The sequence below is a fragment of the Kordia sp. SMS9 genome, from assembly GCF_003352465.1.
GTDB lineage: Bacteria > Bacteroidota > Bacteroidia > Flavobacteriales > Flavobacteriaceae > Kordia.
Window position 1 is genome coordinate 2823149 of sequence record NZ_CP031153.1, and the last position, 17018, is coordinate 2840166.

The window sequence follows — 17018 nt, forward strand, 5'->3', positions numbered from 1 at the left end:
TCTTCAAAATTTAATAGTTGCTGTATTTTAATGTATAATGTAATTCTATATCGAAATGCTACACAAAACATTGTTTAGTATTCTTTGTTTTTAGAACAAAATGAAACTTAATACATAAAAATATACAATCGCTATTATCAAAATATAGACAAACTCTACTGTAAATCTAAGTTGTTTTATTTCTTTCCAAATGGTGGATAGTTCTTCTTTATCAACAGAAATTATTTCTGTATTTGCAATAATATCTCCCAAGCGACGCGATGGATTTAAATAGGCTATACCCACTTCTAAAGGCCAAATTATCATTGACATATTGCGAAGGAAACATTGTAACTCAGACGCTGGCTGTTTAGTTTTACAATCAATTACTTGATAGCCTAGTAGTCGTTTTGCGGCACTTTGTGCTTTTAAAAAATCTTTATTCATGCACAAAAATATAAGTACAGAGAATATTATTGTTGAATGTTTGTTTATAAAGTCGAAAGATTTGAAATCCCCAAAAAAAATAAAGATAACGGTTGGCGTTATCAATATCAACGACATGATAATATGATCTAGGAACATACTTTGTATTCTGCGGAGTTTAAAATTTGTTGTAGTGATTTTAGAAATTTCACGTATAAAAATTCCCTTTAAAATATCTTTTTTACGTTTCATAGAAAGCTTTAAATGACTAAAATTAATGTAAATCAAACACATTTTCGCCACGTTGTCACTTCTAGAAACACTAAAAATGACATTTTGACATTAAAATTTCTAAAAAACTGTCAAAATGACGTATTTTTTTACTTGGAATCCTTTTTGCCATATACAACTCGTATTTGAATAACAAATAATTTAAAACTGAAAAATCAAACTTTAAAAAAACAAATAAGATGAATATAGTAAAAAGAAGAAACGCAGATTTTCCATCAATTTTTGACGAATTGTTTCAAACAGATTGGTTTGGCGGAATGGCAAATCCAGCGACAGCTACAAAAGGAACTATTCCAGCAACCAATATTAAAGAAACTGCGGACAATTTCATATTAGAAGTAGCTGCACCTGGAAAAACGAAGGAAGATTTCAAACTTTCACTCGATCATGATGTGTTAACAATTAGCACAGAAGAAAAGAAAGAAGAAACAAAGAAAGAAGATAATTATACGCGTAGAGAGTTTAGCTTTTCAGCGTTTACACGTTCTTTCAAATTACCACAAACAGTAAATAAAGAAGAAATCAACGCTACGTATACAGACGGAATTTTACATGTTACGTTGCCAAAACGTGAAGAAGACAAAGTGAAGCCAAAGCGTTTGATTGAAATTTCATAATATAAAAATTTTCATAATAATTATTTAGGATTGGTTAGTTAATGGAAAAAGGGTTCGTCAAGAAATTGGCGAGCCTTTTTTATGTAGTATGGTAAAGAATTAGGTTTTCTTCACATATTTTGTAATAATCACAATATGTTGTCCGTTTACACGTCCTTCTATATGTTCTGCATTGTCATGTGAAAGTGTAATGTTACGAACAGGCGTTCCACGTTTCGCAACAAATCCAGCACCTTTTACGTTTAGGTCTTTGATCAAAACCACACTATCTCCAGCTTGCAATTGTACGCCGTTTACATCTACATGTTTGAGGGTGTTTTCTTCCTCTTCCGCTTCTCCTGTGGCTGCTGCCCAAGTCAAATCGTCTTCCTCCAAATACATCATGTCTAGCAAATCTTGTGGCCAGCCTTCATGCTTCAATCGGTGCAACATACGCCACGCTACAATTTGAACCGCTTTGACTTCGCTCCACATGCTATCATTCAAACAACGCCAATGATTCGCGTTCATCGTTTCAGGATTTTCTATTTGAGAAATACAAGTTTCACATGCGTAGATAGATTTTTCCAGTTGTTCAGCATGATTTGGTGGCACGTGATACATTGCTAGTTTTTCAGTGGAATTGCACAATTCGCAAGTATTATTGCTACGCTTTTTTAGGTCTCTTTCGATGCTCATAGAGTGGAAATCTTATGTTTCTGTAAATAAAGTAAAAATGACGGGAATTAAGTCACAACGCAAGGTTTTATTCGACAATTAGCTCAAACCTAGTTTCAAAAAACGCATCCGATCGATTGTCTTTTACTTTAAGTTCGCATGTTATTGGATTGGTGACAATTCCAGAAGTGATCACAATATAAGGAGAAAATTGTTGTTGTACTGATGCCGCATTTAAAAGTGCTGGCGACATATTTTCTTTTTCTATAATTTTTGTGCCAGTAGCATCTTTTAATGATAGCGAAGATGTAATATCAACCATACCGTTTTCATCCACTTTCAAACCTTTGAAATTATTCAAGATGATGTAGATGTCTTCTTCCATGGATATTTTATCATCCACAATTCCTACATCGCGTTGTTTTGAATATAAATACATGGAATCGTAGGTAATTCCAGAAGATTTTGTGGTGAATAAAGGATTTTCAATCACAGAAAACGGCATGCGTATGTTGTAAAAATGATCACTTTTCGTATCCGTAATATTCACATGCATTAGATATTCATTTCCAGCAAACATAGGCTTTGCAATCAATATGTAGCTTTCTAGGCTTAACTTTTCTTTTTGGAAATTAATATCTTGATTTTTAAGAAGATTTTGTTCATTTAAAAGAGTGTCCCCTTTTTTATTGATGACATAAATATCCATTTCAGGGTATACCAAATTTTCAGTTGCTATAAATCCTTTCATATTATTGAAAACAACATTGCAGGCTTCTCCATAAATAAATTCAGATGTCTTTTTGTTTCCTAAATGATTTTCAACGGTAACGGCAGTTGTGGTCAATCCTTCACTTTCAATAGTAATGTGTGAAGGTGTTTTTAGCGCGGGCGAAATGCTAATCTCGCAAGAAAAAAATACAAGACTAAGTGCTACTCGTAGAAGCTGTTTACATTTCATATAGTATTAGTTGTATATTCGAATAATTTCACCTGTTTGTCTTCCGTCCACACTTTTGCGATACGCATTCACAACTTTTTGCATCGCAATAGGATTGTGTCCTGGAAAATATGCATCATACTTTTCCACTGCATCTTCCACCAAACCAGAAGAAACGACATTGACACGAATGTTGCCTTCCAATTCTAAAATCACTGCTTTTACAAAACTGTGAATGGCACCATTGACCATCGCAGCACTTGCCGTCATCGGAACTGGTTCATCTGCCAAAATTCCAGTGGTTAAGGTAATGGAACCGCCTTTGTTGAGGTAGTTTTGCCCAATGCGAACCAAATTGACTTGTCCCATCAATTTACTTTTAAAACCTACATAATAATCTTCTTCAGAAAGTTCGTCAAACGGTTTCCATGTGGCTTCACCTGCGGCACAAATGATCGCATCGAGCGTTCCAACTTGATCAAACATTTTTTGAATGCTTTGGCTATTGCTGATATCTACAGTAACATCGCCTGTCGTTCTTCCTGCAATGAACACTTCGTGCTGTTGCCTAAAATATTCCGTAAGTTTTTTGCCAATGGTTCCGTTTCCGCCGATGATGAGGATTTTCATAAAAATTGTATTTGTAGTTGAAAGATAGTCATAAATTCTAGGTTGCTTTTTAACAATCAAACGGAAGTAAATCTGGCGAAATATAGTATTGTTTTGCCCTTTGAGATGTGAAAATATCTAGGGAATAATGCGCTTCCATCAATTGTCTAAAATTGGATAAAAGCCTTGGATGCTCCGTGATAAATTCCTTAAAAGTAGTCGTTTTTGATTGTAAGATAAAGTGATATACCGCTTTGGTTGCCGCAATGGTCAATGTTTTATTGTACTTGTCTGCTGCGTTTGCGTGTGCTACAAAATTTTGCAACTGAATTTGAATAGTATCTAATGCTTGCTTAATTCCGTATTTGGTAATGTGAATCCATGCCAATCTTAGATGCGCTTCATGCGTAAATAAGGAAGGCGACAGTTTGCAAGTTGCAAATTGTTTTTCAAATGTAGCGTCTGTCAGTTGGATATGATCAAACATACAAGTTGCTTTATTTCTTTCGTTTAGAAGTAGACTGTGTCGATTTGGGTTTGACTTCCTTTTTCGGCATCGGACCGCGTAAGTGAATCACCAAACCATTTAGAAAATTTCGCAAAATCTGATCGCCACAATTTTTATATTTTGGATGATCTTCATTGCGAAAAAATGCACCTAGTTCACTTTTGGAAATTCGGAAATCTACCAATTCTAATATTTTTACAATATCGTCATCGCGCAACTTTAAAGCTACACGGAGTTTTTTAAAAACGTCGTTGTTTGTTAATGCCATGGGACAAAGATACTCAAAAAGGGGAAAGTTCTGTTTTTAAAATTGGGCATAAAAAAAGTCTACCAATTGATAGACTTTTTGCTTCATTAAGAAATAAAATATATATAATATTAAATTACTCTTACGTTCACTGCGTTTAATCCTTTGCGACCTTCTGTTAATTCGAATTCAACTTCGTCTCCTTGACGAACTTCGTCGATTAATCCTGAAATGTGTACAAAATGTTCTTTGTTTGAACCTTCTTCAACGATAAATCCAAATCCTTTAGTGTCGTTGAAAAATTTTACTGTTCCTTTACTCATGGTAATAAATTTTAATATTTGTTTTAATAATAGCAAAGATACTGCCAAAATTCATTCGCTCGACAGATTGTGCGATTTTTTTGAGTTCATTACAATTATTTAATATTGAACTTTTTAACTTTTCTTTGCGAGACCGCGTATTTTATGTATTTCTCAATAGATTCCATGGATTTACTTTTTTTTACATTTCTTAATTATTCCAACTTTTTACTCCCAAAAATGATCGCAAATGCCTTAAAATGTGGCAAATATATATAGTAAAAGAACATTGATTAGCGATTTTTTGTTAAAAGCAGTGCTGAAGTTTATCAGATCCGTATTCAAATTATTGATAACCTACTACAAAACAGGTAGTTCTACGCGTTTTTAAGTTTCCGAAGAAGTACGTTTTAAAAAACTGTCGGATTCTCCTACATTTGTGCAGTAGTTGAAGCAGTTTTCTGTACACAAAAAGAAATTTTTGTATGCTTTTTTATCAGTGTTGAAACCTTTTATTGTTTTCAACTGCAAAATTGTTTAGTATATATAATTGTTGAAAAGACGCAAGGGAAAATGTACTATTTGCCGTTACAGATACTCTTGCGTTTTTATTGCGCTTCTATAAATTCCAAATCAATATAATATTCTTTTGGATCATACGGATTTATGTATGCTGTTGTTTCTTTTTGAAGGTAAAAATGCATTCGAACGTTTGTTTCATCTTTAGAAATGGAGGTTTTTAAAGTGAGTGTTCTTTTATGATATTTTACCTTAAATTTTACATCGCAAGACGTACTTTTAATAGTTTGCTCATTGTGATGTCCATAACCAGCAACGATATTTAACGCCGCAGCTTGTCCTTCTACTACTGTTTTTGTGTAATAATGATTTGTTTCTTGAATAATTGCTTTGTCTAAATTCACAATCACTTGATCTGCATTACTTTTGAATTCTCTTAGATATTTTTGATAAGCACTATGAATATCTTCCTGTCCTTTTATTGTAGCTATTTTAAACCATAATGCTACTAACAGAAGTATGATAGATCCAATAATAAGCAGTATCCAGTCTGTTGGAGAGGAGTTAAAACCTAAAACAATCGCAATTATTCCTCCTACCATTGCTGCGATTTCTATAACTAAAGTGATTTTTTCTTTCAAGTGTGTATAGTATGTAAATTGTTACACAAGTAGGAGTTACGAACTAAAGTTTTGTTACAGTTTTTCCTGCAATACTTTAATTTCATCACGGTATTTGGCAGCATCCATAAAGTTTAACTCTTTTGCAGCCGCTTCCATTGATTTCCGCTTTTCGCGAATTAACTTTTCTATTTGCGCTTTGGTTAAGTATTCCAAATCGGGTTCAGCCGCCGCTTTTGCTTCTATCGTATCTTCCCACGCTAAGCTGTCATCTTTCCCAAGAATAGAACTCAAAGCTTTGTTCAAGCCTTTTGGCGTAATGTTATGTTTTGCATTGTATGCAATTTGTTTTTCCCTTCGGTATGCGGTTTCATCAATGGTTCGCTGCATACTTTTAGTCATTTTGTCTGCATACATAATCGCTTTTCCATTTACATTTCGCGCTGCTCTTCCCACGGTTTGTGTCAAGGAACGATTTGAACGTAAAAAGCCTTCTTTGTCTGCATCCAAAATCGCAACTAAGGAAACTTCTGGTAAATCCAATCCTTCACGCAGTAAATTCACACCGATCAACACATCAAACAAACCTTTTCGTAAATCCTGCATGATTTGTACACGTTCTAGCGTGTCCACATCACTGTGAATGTAACGACACCGAATTTGGATTCGCGATAAATATTTGGTCAATTCTTCCGCCATTCGTTTTGTCAACGTCGTCACCAACACACGTTCGTCTTTTTCAACTCTCAGATGAATTTCCTCTACCAAATCATCAATCTGATTCAAACTTGGACGCACTTCTATCACAGGATCCAACAATCCTGTCGGACGAATGACTTGTTCTACATACACACCATCGGTTTTGTGCAATTCGTAATCTGCTGGTGTGGCACTTACATAAATTACCTGATTCTGAATCGCTTCAAATTCTTCAAACTTCAACGGTCGGTTGTCCATCGCGGCAGGCAAACGGAAACCGTATTCTACCAAGTTTTCTTTTCTGCTTCTATCGCCGCCATACATAGCATGCACTTGCGAAATTGTTACGTGACTTTCGTCTACGACCATCAAATAATCATCTGGAAAATAATCTAACAGACAGAAAGGACGTGTTCCTGGGGCACGACCGTCCAAATATCTTGAGTAGTTTTCAATTCCAGAACAATAGCCCAATTCACGAATCATTTCTAAGTCAAAATTCGTGCGTTCCTCCAAGCGTTTTGCCTCTAAATGTTTGCCAATTTCTTTAAAATAGTCCACTTGCTTCACCATGTCTTCCTGAATTTGATGAATAGCATTTTGCAATACTTCTGGAGAAGTCACAAACATATTAGCAGGATAAATATTGAGTTGTGTATATTTTTCCAACACGGTATTGGTGCCTGGATCAAAGGATTCTATTTCTTCAATTTCATCTCCAAAAAAGTGAATTCTAAAGGCAAAATCTGCATATCCAGGAAACACATCTACGACATCACCTTTTACACGAAACGAACCGCGTGTAAATTCTGCTGTGGTACGTGAATATAAGCTTTGCACCAAACGATGCAATAATTTTGTACGCGAAATCACTTGATCACGCTCTAATTTTATGACATTTTTCTGAAATTCCACTGGATTTCCAATACCGTACAAACACGAAACCGACGCAATCACAATGACATCGCGGCGACCAGAAAGTAGGGAAGAGGTTGTACTCAAACGCAACTTTTCAATTTCTTCATTGATCGATAAGTCTTTTTCTATATACGTTCCCGAAGTTGGAATGTAGGCTTCTGGTTGATAATAATCATAGTACGACACAAAATATTCCACCGCATTTTCAGGAAAAAACTGCTTAAATTCTGAATACAACTGTGCTGCCAAGGTTTTGTTATGTGCCAACACTAGCGTAGGTTTTTCCACTTTTTCAATCACATTGGCAACCGTAAACGTTTTTCCTGAACCTGTCACACCGAGTAATGTTTGGTATTGCTCGTTCGTTTCAAGTCCGGATGTAAGTTGTTGAATAGCTTGCGGTTGATCGCCCGTAGGCTCAAAATCAGATACAATTTTAAACTTCATATATTGTCAGTGCTTTTTTTTTGGCGTTCTGCAAAAGTTCACTTCGATAAGCTCAGTGTACTTTTACGGCGTGCTATACGCGTTACATGGTAACTTGCTGCTATCTGCTGAGCCAAGTCGAAGCATCCTTAACGCATATCGTACAAAAATACGGAAAAGGAGTGAGGTTTGTAACTTCTAATGATTTTTAAATGTTGTGATGAAAAGTATAGACTTTTACTGCTTTTTCTTTGAGTTTTCGTGAAAGTATTTCTTCGGAATTTTGACTTCATCCGTTTCCATTGTCCAGATCATATTGGCAATCCACCAACGATCTTTTAAGTAGACCAATTGATAACTATTGATTCCTTTTTCGGTGTTGCCTTCGGAATCGCTGCCTATGAAACTTTGAAAAACATTGGCAATTCCGTTAAATTCATTTACGACTTTCCCTAGTTCTTTTTCTTCATAACCTTGTTTGTAATAATTATCATTTAGGGATTCTAAAAAATCTTCCAAGTTTACGGTTTCAAAAGGATTTGGATATTTTTCATCTGACGCACGCACACTGAATGTTACGTTTGGTAAAAATAATTCTTTTAAGGACTTTGTATCTATCGCATTTCCTTTCTCCACTGAAAGCAATTGCAACATGCGTGTTAGCGTTCCGTCAATTGTTTTCACAGCTTCTTCGTGTGGTATTTTTTTGGTTTGTGCGGTTATCGCAATAGAGAAACTCACCAAGAGCATTGTTAGAAAATATTTCATAAGTGTCATTTTAAAGTGATGCTGACTAAAATACTAAAAGTCAAGTATTTTGCTGAAGAATTTTATGTTTTTGAGATAGATTTAACAAAACAATCTCCAAAACTATTTTTGTCGTTCTAGCGTGACAATCACGTTGTCTTGTAGGATAGATTTTATTTTTTTGACAGCAACGATCTTCCCTTTTTCACGTACAAATTGAAACCACATCGTTCGGTTGGTCGCAAAGAATGTGTCTTTTTTTAGTGGATAGATTGGATAGACGTTCCAACCCCAACTATTTTTTACTTTGAGTGTATTATTTTCTATGAGAAATTTAATACTAAAATCTTTGTTGGTAGCTTTAAAGATTCCTGTATATTTTTGGAGTTCTTCGTCTGAAAGTTCAATTGGCGTTATTCCCGAATTGGTTTCGATGCTTCTTTTTTCAAGATTGTATCGATCGCCATTTTTCAGCAGATAAAACCGTTCTGAATTTGCGGGAAGTCTGGTAATCGTATCATTCATGCTGTCGTAATATGAACCATCAAACATGGCAACATAACTATTGCCCACAACTTCAAAGACGTTTTTTTGCACCAAGATTCCTGTGCCATTGTCAATTCCAATAGCAATGCGTTGTGTATTTTCTTTAATTTCTTGAATGTGGTTGAATTGTTTGTTTCTCGCTAAAAAGTGATTCATGATGATGACACCTTCCAAAAAATCAAATCCAGTTTGTAAGTGGTGTTCGTAAAAGTAGGAAGCTTGTACGCCTGAACCTGCGGAAACTCCTGCGATAATTCCATCACGATTCAGTAGTGCTTTGAGTTCTTTGTGGACTTTTGTAGTATGATATGCATCTGTGATTCTTTGGGTTTTTCCGCCAAGGATAAAAACACCTTGACAGGTTTTTAATGGTGCGACAAAAGCATCGCTATTGGCTTCTTTTGTATTTCGTGTATGTAGTATGCTGATATTCGTAATTCCTAATTTTTGAAACCTTTTTTTGATACGACTAAAATCAGGATTTTTAGCTATTTCGTTATCGGACATTGCTGTGGGAATGATGACAATTGGGGCATCTTTTCCACCTGCAAACTTTTCAAATAAACGCGCTTGCGTTTCTGAAATTCCGCCACCAATTAAAAATAGTGTTCCTTTTTCTGGACCTTTGGCAGGAATGATTGCTGTTTTCTGAGCTTGTGCGATACTTATAAAAAGCAGTATGAAGATGAAAACAGTTTTTTTCATAGCATATTTTTGACTAATTTTTTAGTTGTCTAGCAATCAACTATCGTTTTAATGTAAAATGCCCTTTTACATCAAAAGAATCTGGTCCGTCTTTTATTTCCGCTAAAAACCAATAGTCACTAGAAGGCATTCTGCGACCGCGATACGTTCCGTCCCAACCCATATCATTGGCGCGCAAAGTTTTGAGAAGTTTTCCATACCGATCAAAAATATACACGACTGATTGTGGTAAGGTTTCTATACCAATGATGTGCCATGTATCGTTAAATCCATCATTATTTGGTGTTACGAATTTGATGTAATCAATCACTACAACTTCTTCGCTTACTTCTCCACAACCGTTCCTGTCAGAAACTGTGACAACATGATAGCCAGGCGCAACAAATTCAAATACGTTAGAGTTTTGTGGCGTTCCGCCGTCCAAGGAATATAGGTAATCTCCATTTCCGCTGGCAGTCACAGTTATGGTATTATTGTCTGAAAAGTTTACGACATCAACTTCTACAATCGTAGCCAATTCCGATTCGCTCACGGTAAAACTATCAGATGCCTCACAGCCAAATTGATTGGTGACAGTTACAGAATAGTTTCCAATCGTAGTAATGTCAATTGACGCTGTCGTTTCTCCTGTAGACCATACATACGAGTTTCCAATGTCAGAGCCTGCCGTAACTGTCAATGGTAGATTATTTAAACACAAGGTAATATCTTCTGGTAAATCTACGACAGGAAGCGGATGTACAATGGTCATAAAGGAAGTTGTGGCATAACATCCTGTGAGATTGTTTTCTACACGCGCATAGATGATTTGTTCGTCAAAAGCATTGTATAAAGGTGTTAACGGACTTACGTCGTTTTGCGCATCTTCAATATTTACATGATAACTTACCGTAAATGACGCAGGATTTTGTGCGCCTAATATGGTGGCAGTTTGTTCTGAGAAGTTAAATGTTTGCGTAGTGTTGCTGTTATCACTGATACACGCTTCCATATCACTTACAGGATTTGCTATTGGATTTGGAATCATGGTAATTTCAATACTTTGCACAATGTAACAACCTGTAACTTCATCTTCCGCTCGGATAAAGATGATTTCAGGATTTGACATATACGTGTAAATTTCTGGAAGTGCATTGGTATCGCTATCGGCGTCGGCAGCAGCATTGTAATATGATATAGAAACTCCCGTAGGATCGTCGATGATAATTTCTTCTATTTGTTCTAAATCGACGGTGCCTGGCACTTCTGCTTCACAGAAAGTCGCTTCTGGAATGTTGTTCAGAACTGGTGGTAAATTTACATTGAGTGTAAACGGAACCGTTACATAACAGCCAGAAATCGTATTGATCAATCGTACAAAAATTGGTTGCGGATTGTTGCTATTGGTATAGTTTGTTGGATCAGGAACAGCGTTTGCTCCAGTATCTGCATCATCTTGAGTTTCATGATAGGTAATGACTACATTGTCTTGACGAATGTTTAGGATGGAAAATTCGGCTTCTGTCAAGTCAAACACAACTTGTCCGTCATAATCTACATCACAAACCGTAACATCAGGCGCAGGATTTGCTTCTGGAACTTGGATGACGTTTAAGGCGAAATCTGCAACCGTATAACATTCAGAATCATTACTGATTCTCACATAAATAGCTTGCGGATTTACCGTATTTGTAAATGAATCTGCAATTGGATTTGTACCCATATCTGCTTCATCAAATGATAGATGAAATGTGATCGTTAGGTTTTGTGAAATTCCTGCAGCGATTTCATCACGCGTAATGGATAAATCAAAGGTGTCTTCTCCATTATTGGTGATGTCATCACACACAAATAAATCGGTTGGAACATTAAAAATTGGTGCAGGACTTACTTGAATGACGAAGTCAGAAACGGCAAAACAATCAGGATCAGTATCATTTTCAATACGAACATGAATTGTTTGTGGATTGGTTTGATTGGCAAACGGAATCGTTTTGTTGATTTCGTTCGTTTTGTCCAACGCATCTTGCGCGGTAGGATAATACAAGACAGTCATATTGGTTTGACCGTTCAAAATTTCATCATCTCTGGTTTCCATGATAAAATTTTCGGTTTGATCGGTATCTGTTTCACACAGTTGATATATATCTGTGGCAACGACCTCTGGAATGGTATTGACAATAATTGGCAGTTCTACTCTGGCAAAACAACCTGTAATGGCATTTTCTACACGCACAAAAGCGGAACCTGTTGCAGTATTAAAAGCTGTTGGATCTGCAATAACTTCTCCATCATCTGCTACTAAATCAGACAGTGTTGGGTGATACGAAATATTGATGTCTGTTAAATCGGTAATGATTTCTAGAAGACTTAGTGTTAAATCAACATCCGCAATTCCATCTGTATCATCGTCACATATTAAAATCGTATTTGGCACATTTACATCGGGCGCAGGCAACACTTCCAACATAAAAGAACCAATGTCTGAACAGGAAGTATTGACGTTTCGGTAACGGAAGAATATTTCTTGCGGATTGGAAGAGTTTATAATGGGTTCTGTGATAGGGTTTGTGAAAAATGTAGCTTCATTTAGCGATAAAAAGTAAACTACTTCAAAATCGGTGTCTGTTCCTACAATATCTGGAGTAAACATTTCCAAGTCTACTACGGCAATTGCATTGGAATTAGTATCACAAGCTGTAAGCGTTCCAATAGTTGGTGCCGACACAGAAGGATTTACAATTAAGTTAATGCTGGACACATCTACACAACCTGTATCTGCATCAGTTAATCTAATGAAAAGTTCTTGTGGATTGGAAGTATTATTGAATGGAACTGTAGGATCAATTTCATTGATGTTGTTATCCCGATCGTTTTCTGTTAAAAAGTAGGCGACTTGTACAAAAGATAAGTTGTTTTGGATGGAAACTGTAATCGATTGAAGATTAAAAGCGAACACACCATCATTACTCGCATCGTCGCATCGGTTTCTATCGTTTAAGTTTGTTGCTGTTAAAAGTGCATTGCTGTATACTACAAATTGTGAAACAGAAAAGCAACCTGAATTGTTATCTACTACACGAATGTATAAAGTTTGTTGTTCTGGCGTTTCATTGTTAAAAGCGGTAATGTCTGGAATTGGATTTGCGCCTGTATTGGCATCATCAGCGGAGGTATGAACAGTGACGGTAATTCCAGTCAATCCAGTCGTATATTCTGCTATGATTTGTGTTAAATCGAACGTTGCAAAACCATCTTGTTCAGGATCGCACGCATCTATTAAATTTCTATTAGGTATTGTAATTGCTGGAGGAACGCCCACATTGATGTCTAAAGTTGTGGTATTTATACATCCTGTTTCTGTATTGATCACACGCACAAATACAGTGTCATTAGTGGTCAAATTTGTGTATTCACCAATAATCGGATTCGCATTGTTATCAGCATCATTTTGAGAAAAGTGATACGTTACACCATACACAGGGTTCATGCCAGTAATTTCATCATTGCTAACGGTTAAGTCTATTTGCGTAAATCCATCGCTATCTTCATCACAAATATCAATTGGAGTTGGCGGATTAATAACAGGTAATTCGTTTACAATAAGGTTGAAACTTGTAAAAGCCAAGCAACCATTATCTGTATCTAATACACGCACAAATATTTCTTGTGGCGAAGTCGTATTTGAAATGGTAGTTGCAAATGCATTTGTTTCGTTGTCTGCATCATTTTGCGTAGGATAGTAAGTAATGGTATAATTTGCAGGCGGAACCGTCGCTAATATTTCGGGTTCTTTAATGGTCAAATCAAAACTTTCAATACCATCTGCGCCTGTATTGTCGCACAATTCATAATCTGAAATTGGACCAACAGTTTGAGCTGCATTTAAGGTAACTTCTACGGTATCTTCAATTGTACAAGTTTCAGTTCCTACAGGAATGGTAATTTCCAAACGATAGGTTCCAGATGCCATAGCATCAATTGTAGCATTTGTTTCTCCTGGAAGCGGAACGCCATTTCGAAACCATTGATACATGGCAAGGGTATTTCCAATATCTCCATTCAATACAAACGAATTGGCACAAGTTGTAATATCTGGACCTAAATCGACAGTAGCATTAAAACTACTTCCTTGAATAAAAATAGCAGAATCTGCATTTTGATCTGTTCCATCGGCCAGTACTAATTTAATATGATATTGCTGATTCGGAATTAGATTCGCAGTTGCAGTCAACACGGTTGTTCTTCCGTTATAATTGGTGTCTCCTAAATTATATCCTTCAAAAAACTCTTCATTTTCAGCAGGACAAAACCCAACAATTTCATCGTGAATTACACTTGTGCTCACAGGAATATTTGTGCCTGGTACTACCGCAATATTGGTATAAGGTGCAGCACTTCCGGTAGGTCTAATTAAAAAGGCAAAACTATCGGAAAATCGACACGGAAAATCTTCTGCATATTCTTCCGAAGCTAATAAATAATTAAAACTAATTTGATTGGTCACAGCGATAAAATCAAACTCGATGGAAGTCGCATTGATCGTATTATTCACACCTAACACAGTTTCCAAATCCGCATCGGTTCCCCAATTGGTAGATCCACTGTTTAAAGGAATCGGATTCAATCCATTACCAGCATCGGACGCGCGACCAGAAGTCAACACCAACCCATTGGCAAAAGGAAAATTAGATCCACCTTGATTAAAAGCAGCATAACTTGCAAAGCCATCTACGTTTCCGTTAATGTTGGAACTTACATTGGAAATTTCAACACACCCTTGTACCAACTGTTCTACGAGTTGTTGTAGGGAAAATGATTCGTTGGTAGTTACTTGTTGAGCAGAAACTATTTGGTAGGCGCAAATAGTAAAAAGTGTTAGAAAAACTTTTTTCATAGGTATGGGGTTAAGTCTACTTATGACTAAAACGATTAGAATGGGCAGTTCTTACGTTGTGGCTTTAGGTCATTGTAAATTACGGACAAATATATACATAATTTAATGTCCTTAAAATTATTTTTAGTACTTGTGACTTATTTTAAAATTAGCAATTAATCGATACTAAAATACAGAAAATCAGTGATATTAACGTAAATTAAACTTAATTATTCTGCAAATATACCCAACCTGTATAGGTCTGTTCTAATAATAAAGGACTTGCGAGTGTATTTTCGTCATTTAAATAGAGTACATAAAAGTAAGTTCCAGTAGGAAGTTTTTTATTTTTTGGAAAACCTCTATTGGGAAAACCGTCCCAGCGAGATGTATTTCGGTTTCCCTCAAAAATGAGCGTCCCATACCGATTGTAAATATGAAGTATATGATTAGGATGCGCTTCTAGGTTGAGAATGTTAAAAACATCATTTTTACCGTCATCATTTGGAGAAAATCCATTGGGAATATAAATTTCACAATCTTCTACGAGCAAATCGAAACTTGTGGATGCAATACAGCCAAATTCGTTTTCAACGGTTACATAAATGGTTTGCGGATTAAAAGTATTGTCAAAAGCAGTTGGTGTGTTAATTTCATCTTGAAACGTTCCGTCTGCATTTGCCGTTTCGTAATAGGTAAACATGATGTTTGAAGCAGGATTGATCGTATTCTCATTTGTGGTCAGATCGAAGGGTGCGCTTTCCGTTTCGTTTAATCTACAGGCTACTAAATCGTCGGTTTGATTTGCTTCTGGACTTTCTAAAAGGATCAATTCAAAATTCCCAATAGCTTCACAGAAGGAATTGCTATTGGTGATTTTGATAAAAATTTCTGTGGGATAATTTCCAGAACTGTATGAAGTTGAATTCAAAATGATATTTGTACTGTTTGAAGCATCTTGCAGCGTTTCGTAATAGGTAAAAGTTAATGGGACTTCCGTGAACAAACTTTCCTGAATGGTCAAATCAAACAGGATCATTTCTGCATTATCACAAAACACTAAAGCTGGTAACACAGGAATCACAGGAGAAGTCGGTAAGGTGATGCTTAGCAAACTATCGTTATTATCTTCATTAATTTCATCCACAGTTCCGCTGCCTGTTCCGTCATCATCTACAACAATCAACAAGTCAAACGTATTCGAAATAGAAACAGGAATACTCAACGTAATCATTTGTTGCGTACTTGCGCCAATAGGAAGTGCTATTTGAGTCACAGCTGTTGCTACTAAAATTCCATCAGCATAAAATGCTATCGGTGTGTTTTGTGGTAATTCTGCTGTGCTATTTGTGTTGGAAACGGTGTACGTTATATCTAAATCACGTACATCACAAGCATCTTCTAGTTGATCCAACGTAATTCGGGCATCTGGAAGCTGACTGTTCAATACTGTGATAATATTATTAATCATTACAAAATCCTGTCCTGAAGTCAGCGAAATAGTAGCTTGAGTATCACCAATGCTAATATTATTTTGAATGCCGTAAAAGTCGATGTCCATATTGTACAAATCGGTTGCACCTGTAAAACTATTAGTGCCATTGAAAGCATTATCAGGAGGATTCAAGGGAAAATTTGAAATAATAGAACCATTTACGCGCAACGATTCATTCACGCTCAATGCTTGATCGCCTTCCCAAGCAATAAAACCTATTTTTGCGCCCATATTATCAAAAACGTTGAGGTTATCTAACGTAATTTCAAGTTCTTCGGGCACACTTTCCAAACCATCATACACATTCAGTTGATTTAATGGCAACGCAGGATTTTCATAAATAACCGTAATTGCCCAGCCACCAAAATTTGTTCCAGATGGACAATACGGAGTGATGACGGAAGTCAGATCAAATTCACTTACGGTGTACAAACCATTTCCTTCTGTTTGAACAATCGTAGTTACATCTGCAAAAGCGGCGAAAAAAGTACGGTCTCCAGTCAAAGCATCGCTAAAGGTGCGTTCTGCTGTTACGGGAATTCCGTTCAATTCAATATCAAAATCACCATCGTCAGAACCTGCCCAATACAAATACGCGGCCACCATGGTTTGATTAGAATTTAGGGTAAGACTTGCGCTAGAACTTGTATTGATCACGCAAGCTCCTGTTGGACCATTTTCAACTACATTGAGCGTATTTCCGAGTGCAGTATAGTCAAAACGACCGTTAAATTGTTGAAACAATGAAATCTCTTGGGCAGCAATGGTGCTTGTGCTAAAAAAACAACTTAAAAACAGTAAAATATGTATGTAAGTTCGTTGATTCACACAGTATAAATTTATGCTTCAAAGTAACGAATTCTTGCCGCATAAAAAAACCGAAGCATCATATCTTCGGTTTTTTTGTATCTC

The 17018-nt window shown here is 36.2% G+C and carries 14 protein-coding genes; 1 reads left to right on the forward strand and 13 read right to left on the reverse strand.

The features are described 5' to 3' along the window. Window positions 1-90 precede the first annotated feature (90 nt). The gene (locus KORDIASMS9_RS12180) at window positions 91-657 is read right to left on the reverse strand and encodes an RDD family protein (protein WP_162819918.1); all 567 of its coding nucleotides are present in this window, start codon (window positions 655-657) and stop codon (window positions 91-93) included. Window positions 658-875: 218 nt separating this feature from the next. On the opposite strand from KORDIASMS9_RS12180, the gene KORDIASMS9_RS12185 reads away from it, so the two are divergent. Then, window positions 876-1313, forward strand: a complete 438-nt coding sequence (locus KORDIASMS9_RS12185) for an Hsp20/alpha crystallin family protein (RefSeq protein WP_114903104.1) — start codon at window positions 876-878, stop codon at window positions 1311-1313. Between the two features lie 99 nt (window positions 1314-1412). On the opposite strand, the gene KORDIASMS9_RS12190 is transcribed toward KORDIASMS9_RS12185, so the two are convergent. From KORDIASMS9_RS12190 to KORDIASMS9_RS12245, 12 genes are all read right to left on the reverse strand, one after another. Continuing rightward, window positions 1413-1991, reverse strand: a complete 579-nt coding sequence (locus KORDIASMS9_RS12190; RefSeq protein WP_114903105.1) for an alkylphosphonate utilization protein — start codon at window positions 1989-1991, stop codon at window positions 1413-1415. A gap of 67 nt (window positions 1992-2058) precedes the next feature. Next, window positions 2059-2931, reverse strand: a complete 873-nt coding sequence (locus KORDIASMS9_RS12195) for a hypothetical protein (RefSeq protein WP_114903106.1) — start codon at window positions 2929-2931, stop codon at window positions 2059-2061. Window positions 2932-2937: 6 nt separating this feature from the next. Continuing rightward, the gene (locus KORDIASMS9_RS12200; RefSeq protein WP_114905226.1) at window positions 2938-3540 is read right to left on the reverse strand and encodes a short chain dehydrogenase; all 603 of its coding nucleotides are present in this window, start codon (window positions 3538-3540) and stop codon (window positions 2938-2940) included. Window positions 3541-3589: 49 nt separating this feature from the next. Next, window positions 3590-4006, reverse strand: a complete 417-nt coding sequence (locus KORDIASMS9_RS12205; protein ID WP_114903107.1) for a hypothetical protein — start codon at window positions 4004-4006, stop codon at window positions 3590-3592. Window positions 4007-4016: 10 nt separating this feature from the next. Beyond that, entirely contained in the window at window positions 4017-4295 is a 279-nt protein-coding gene (locus KORDIASMS9_RS12210; protein ID WP_114903108.1) for a DUF1456 family protein, read from the reverse strand. Between the two features lie 110 nt (window positions 4296-4405). Then, window positions 4406-4597 (reverse strand): cold-shock protein, encoded by a 192-nt coding sequence (locus KORDIASMS9_RS12215; RefSeq protein WP_114903109.1) that lies wholly within the window; start codon window positions 4595-4597, stop codon window positions 4406-4408. Window positions 4598-5184: 587 nt separating this feature from the next. Next, entirely contained in the window at window positions 5185-5697 is a 513-nt protein-coding gene (locus KORDIASMS9_RS12220) for a hypothetical protein (protein ID WP_162819919.1), read from the reverse strand. Window positions 5698-5790: 93 nt separating this feature from the next. Continuing rightward, window positions 5791-7779 carry an excinuclease ABC subunit UvrB gene (gene uvrB / locus KORDIASMS9_RS12225; RefSeq protein ID WP_114903111.1) on the reverse strand — a complete coding sequence of 663 codons (1989 nt, stop codon included), beginning with the start codon at window positions 7777-7779 and terminating at the stop codon, window positions 5791-5793. A gap of 216 nt (window positions 7780-7995) precedes the next feature. Further along, complete coding sequence (locus tag KORDIASMS9_RS12230) at window positions 7996-8526, reverse strand: hypothetical protein (protein ID WP_205317976.1); 531 nt, start codon at window positions 8524-8526, stop codon at window positions 7996-7998. Window positions 8527-8628: 102 nt separating this feature from the next. Beyond that, on the reverse strand, window positions 8629-9756 hold the full coding sequence (locus tag KORDIASMS9_RS12235) for a cyanophycinase (protein WP_114903112.1): 1128 nt from the start codon (window positions 9754-9756) through the stop codon (window positions 8629-8631). A 40-nt stretch (window positions 9757-9796) separates the two neighbouring features. Next, the gene (locus KORDIASMS9_RS12240) at window positions 9797-14632 is read right to left on the reverse strand and encodes a T9SS type B sorting domain-containing protein (RefSeq protein WP_114903113.1); all 4836 of its coding nucleotides are present in this window, start codon (window positions 14630-14632) and stop codon (window positions 9797-9799) included. Window positions 14633-14837: 205 nt separating this feature from the next. Next, the gene (locus KORDIASMS9_RS12245) at window positions 14838-16934 is read right to left on the reverse strand and encodes a gliding motility-associated C-terminal domain-containing protein (RefSeq protein ID WP_162819920.1); all 2097 of its coding nucleotides are present in this window, start codon (window positions 16932-16934) and stop codon (window positions 14838-14840) included. Window positions 16935-17018: the final 84 nt, after the last annotated feature.

Excerpts from the sequence above, each read along its gene's own strand:
- KORDIASMS9_RS12185 (WP_114903104.1), top strand. The coding sequence starts at position 876 with ATGAATATAGTAAAAAGAAGAAACGCAGATTTTCCATCAATTTTTGAC.
- KORDIASMS9_RS12220 (WP_162819919.1), bottom strand. The coding sequence starts at position 5,697 with ATGGTAGGAGGAATAATTGCGATTGTTTTAGGTTTTAACTCCTCTCCA.
- KORDIASMS9_RS12190 (WP_114903105.1), bottom strand. The coding sequence starts at position 1,991 with ATGAGCATCGAAAGAGACCTAAAAAAGCGTAGCAATAATACTTGCGAA.
- KORDIASMS9_RS12195 (WP_114903106.1), bottom strand. The coding sequence starts at position 2,931 with ATGAAATGTAAACAGCTTCTACGAGTAGCACTTAGTCTTGTATTTTTT.
- uvrB (WP_114903111.1), bottom strand. The coding sequence starts at position 7,779 with ATGAAGTTTAAAATTGTATCTGATTTTGAGCCTACGGGCGATCAACCG.
- KORDIASMS9_RS12230 (WP_205317976.1), bottom strand. The coding sequence starts at position 8,526 with ATGAAATATTTTCTAACAATGCTCTTGGTGAGTTTCTCTATTGCGATA.
- KORDIASMS9_RS12205 (WP_114903107.1), bottom strand. The coding sequence starts at position 4,006 with ATGTTTGATCATATCCAACTGACAGACGCTACATTTGAAAAACAATTT.
- KORDIASMS9_RS12210 (WP_114903108.1), bottom strand. The coding sequence starts at position 4,295 with ATGGCATTAACAAACAACGACGTTTTTAAAAAACTCCGTGTAGCTTTA.
- KORDIASMS9_RS12215 (WP_114903109.1), bottom strand. The coding sequence starts at position 4,597 with ATGAGTAAAGGAACAGTAAAATTTTTCAACGACACTAAAGGATTTGGA.
- KORDIASMS9_RS12200 (WP_114905226.1), bottom strand. The coding sequence starts at position 3,540 with ATGAAAATCCTCATCATCGGCGGAAACGGAACCATTGGCAAAAAACTT.
- KORDIASMS9_RS12180 (WP_162819918.1), bottom strand. The coding sequence starts at position 657 with ATGAAACGTAAAAAAGATATTTTAAAGGGAATTTTTATACGTGAAATT.
- KORDIASMS9_RS12240 (WP_114903113.1), bottom strand. The coding sequence starts at position 14,632 with ATGAAAAAAGTTTTTCTAACACTTTTTACTATTTGCGCCTACCAAATA.
- KORDIASMS9_RS12235 (WP_114903112.1), bottom strand. The coding sequence starts at position 9,756 with ATGAAAAAAACTGTTTTCATCTTCATACTGCTTTTTATAAGTATCGCA.